A 3,928-nucleotide genomic window follows, 5' to 3' on the forward strand; every position below is an offset into this window, starting at 1 on the left:
CGGCTGGCAGCGGCGCGGCGGCGCCCCGGGCCGCTACGGCCGCTGGACCCCGCCGGGGCCGGGCGGCGGCGGAACCAGCCTGCTCGTGCCCGAGAGCCGCGCCTTCCCCGACAGCGAGGACCTCCTCGGCGAGGCCCTCGTCGCCCTGGCCCGCAGCGGCACGCCCTCCGCGCGCGAGGTGCTCGTCGGCCTCGCCGTGCCCAGCGACGAGGTCCGCTGGTGGCGGGACGTCCCGACCGGCCCCGCCGACGCCACGCCCTGGACCGTCGAGGAGCAACTGCGCTCCGCCGCCCGCCAGACCCTGCTCGCCGGTGCGCTCGCCACGCGTGCGCGTGCCGGGTACTACGGCGCCCGTTACCGCCGTACGGCCGCCGCGTCCCTGGACAGCGTCCTGGTGGGCTCGGCCGCCGGTGGCCGCCGGCTCACCGCCTTCGTGCCCGTCGGCACCGGCCGCCCCCTCGCCGTCCGCCTCCACCAGGCGCTGTGCGCCGCCCGCGAGGCCATCGACTACCGGCGCGCCACCGGCGGCATGGACGCCTTCGACGGGGCCGTGGAGGCGGGCGTCAGCAGGGAGCTCACCGAGGCGTTGATCGCCCTCGTACGCGGCACGGAGGGCGCCCGCATCGCCGTCGAGTGGGCGCCGGCGGCCGGGGTTCCCGAGGGGTGCGCCGCCTCCCGCGAGGCCGTCGAGTTCTCGCCCGGCGACCTGCCCGTGCTGCGCGAGGCCGGGGCCCGCTTCCTGCGCGAGGAGCCCTCCGTCGCCGTGCGCCTCACCGGCACGGTGGTGCGGATGCGCAGGTCGGGGCCGCGCGGCGACGGGTCGGTACGCCTGCGGGTGCTCGCCGGCGCCGAGATACCGCACGTCCGGCTGACCCTGGACGAGGAGGCGTACCGCGTCGCCGGGCACGCCCACCTGGTCGGGCTGCCGGTGCGGGTGCACGGCCGGCTGGAGAGCCGCGGCGGCTTCCGCAGGCTCACCGGGGCCACGGACGTCGTGCCCGTGCAGGTGGACGAGGCCGAGCGGGACCGGCTGATGAAGTCCCTCCAGGAGCATCTCGACTTCTTCGAGGAGGCCTGCGCGGGGGACTGAGACCGGGACTGATTTCGCGGAGGCGGGGGCCGGGTCGGTACGATCCCCTATTGCGCGCGCTCCCGGTATGGCGCCGCATCCACCTTCAGTCAGGAGAGACCGGTGTCAGACGTCCGTGTGATCATCCAACGCGATTCCGAGCGGGAAGAGCGCGTGGTGACGACGGGCACTACGGCCGCCGAGCTCTTCGCCGGCGAGCGCTCGATCGTCGCCGCACGCGTGGGAGGCGAGCTCAGGGACCTCGCGTACGAGCTGCGCGACGGCGAGACCGTCGAAGGCGTCGAGATCTCCTCCGAGGACGGTCTCAACATCCTGCGCCACTCCACCGCGCACGTGATGGCGCAGGCCGTCCAGGAGCTCTTCCCGGAGGCCAAGCTGGGCATCGGCCCGCCGGTCAAGGACGGCTTCTACTACGACTTCGACGTCGAGAAGCCGTTCACGCCCGAGGATCTCAAGGCCATCGAGAAGAAGATGCAGGAGATCCAGAAGCGGGGGCAGAAGTTCTCCCGCCGCGTGGTGACCGACGAGGCCGCCCGTGAGGAGCTCTCGGACGAGCCGTACAAGCTCGAACTGATCGGCCTCAAGGGCTCGGCCTCCTCGGACGACGGCGCGGACGTCGAGGTCGGCTCCGGTGAGCTGACGATCTACGACAACCTCGACGCCAGGACCGGCGACCTGTGCTGGAAGGACCTCTGCCGCGGTCCCCACCTGCCCTCGACCCGGAACATCCCGGCGTTCAAGCTGATGCGCAACGCGGCCGCCTACTGGCGCGGCAGCGAGAAGAACCCGATGCTCCAGCGCATCTACGGCACCGCCTGGCCCACCAAGGACGAGCTGAAGGCGCACCTCGACTTCCTCGCCGAGGCCGAGAAGCGCGACCACCGCAAGCTGGGCAGCGAACTCGACCTGTTCTCCATCCCGGAGCAGATCGGCTCCGGCCTCGCCGTCTTCCACCCCAAGGGCGGCATCATCCGCCGGGTCATGGAGGACTACTCGCGCCGCCGGCACGAGGAGGAGGGCTACGAGTTCGTCTACACCCCGCACGCGACGAAGGGGAAGCTCTTCGAACAGTCCGGGCACCTGGACTGGTACGCCGACGGCATGTACCCGCCCATGCAGCTCGACGAGGGCGTGGACTACTACCTCAAGCCCATGAACTGCCCGATGCACAACCTGATCTTCGACGCGCGCGGCCGCTCCTACCGCGAACTGCCGCTACGCCTCTTCGAGTTCGGGACCGTGTACCGGTACGAGAAGTCGGGCGTCGTGCACGGCCTCACGCGTGCGCGTGGCTTCACGCAGGACGACGCGCACATCTACTGCACCCGTGAGCAGATGTCGGAGGAGCTCGACAAGACGCTCACCTTCGTCCTCGGCCTGCTGCGCGACTACGGCCTGACCGACTTCTACCTGGAGCTGTCCACCAAGGACCCGGAGAAGTTCGTCGGCTCGGACGAGGTCTGGGAGGAGGCCACCGAGACGCTGCGCCAGGTCGCCGAGAAGCAGGGCCTGCCCCTCGTGCCCGACCCGGGCGGCGCCGCCTTCTACGGCCCGAAGATCTCCGTCCAGACCAAGGACGCGATCGGCCGCACCTGGCAGATGTCCACGATCCAGCTGGACTTCAACCTGCCGGAGCGCTTCGAGCTGGAGTACACCTCGCCGGACGGCTCCAAGCAGCGCCCGGTCATGATCCACCGCGCGCTGTTCGGATCCATCGAGCGGTTCTTCGCGGTGCTCCTCGAGCACTACGCGGGCGCCTTCCCGGCGTGGCTGGCCCCCGTCCAGGCGGTCGGCATCCCGATCGGCGACGCGCACGTGGAGTACCTGGAGAAGTTCGCGGCCGCGGCCAGGAAGCAGGGCCTGAGGGTCGAGGTCGACTCCTCGTCCGACCGGATGCAGAAGAAGATCCGCAACGCCCAGAAGCAGAAGGTGCCCTTCATGGTCATCGCGGGCGACGAGGACATGGCGGGCGGCTCGGTCTCCTTCCGCTACCGCGACGGCTCGCAGGAGAACGGCATCCCGTTCGACGAGGCCATCGCGAAGATCGTGCAGGTCGTGGAGGAGCGGGCGCAGGTCTGATGCCCGTACGGCGGGGCCCCCGGGGAGTTCAGTGTCCCGGGGGCTCTTCGTCCTCCAGGGAGAACACCTGGAGCAGCCAGGAGGCGAAGGTACCGGTCACGGCACCGAGCAGCGCCAGCCCGATGGCCATCACGCCGACCGCGATCACACGTCCCATCGGAGTGACCGGTACGACGTCGCCGTAGCCGACGGTCGACAGGGTGGTGCAGGTCCACCACACGGCGTCCCCGAACGTGTGCATGGTCGTCCCGGGCGCGTCGCGCTCCTGCTGGTAGACCGCGAGGGCGCCGGTGAAGCCCAGCAGCACGGTCGTCATACCGGAGTACGCCATCACGCGCGCGTACAGGGCGAGCCGGGGCCGGCCGTGGCGGCGCTGCAGGGCCTCGTACAGCTTCACGACCCTGAGCGGCCGCAGCAGCGGCAGGAACAGGACGACGGTGTCCAGCCCGTGTGTCCTTGCGAAGCGCAGCCCCTGCCCGCTGAGGTGCCAGCGCACGGCGTAGTCGCAGATGAACACCGCCCACCCGGACAGCGTCACCGCCAGACACAGGTCGAGAACAGGCTGCGGAAGCTCCGGATCCAGGACCCGGAGCGCGTACGAGGCGAGGAAGGCCAGGGCGGCGAAGGCCAGCGGAATCTCGGTGCGCTGTTCCCAGAGGGCCAGGCGCGTCGTGGTGCCGGCCGACTTGGGGCTTCCGACGCGCTGCCGCGGGGCACGGGGAGCCGGGGGCTCACTGTCGGCGGCGCGCGGGCTCGGTG

General features: G+C 71.3%; 3 protein-coding genes. 2 read left to right on the forward strand and 1 reads right to left on the reverse strand.

The annotated features are described in order from the left end of the window. The coding region (locus EHS43_RS39515) for a hypothetical protein (RefSeq protein ID WP_125195391.1) at positions 1-1,090 on the forward strand (1,090 nt) is incomplete at its 5' end. 102 nt (positions 1,091-1,192) lie between these two features. Beyond that, complete coding sequence (gene thrS / locus EHS43_RS39520) at positions 1,193-3,169, forward strand: threonine--tRNA ligase (protein WP_125195392.1); 1,977 nt, start codon at positions 1,193-1,195, stop codon at positions 3,167-3,169. Between the two features lie 28 nt (positions 3,170-3,197). On the opposite strand, the gene EHS43_RS39525 is transcribed toward thrS, so the two are convergent. Next, positions 3,198-3,833 (reverse strand): potassium channel family protein, encoded by a 636-nt coding sequence (locus EHS43_RS39525; RefSeq protein ID WP_125195393.1) that lies wholly within the window; start codon positions 3,831-3,833, stop codon positions 3,198-3,200. Positions 3,834-3,928 lie beyond the last annotated feature (95 nt).

The sequence above is a fragment of the Streptomyces sp. RP5T genome (assembly GCF_003933965.1).
Lineage (GTDB): Bacteria > Actinomycetota > Actinomycetes > Streptomycetales > Streptomycetaceae > Streptomyces.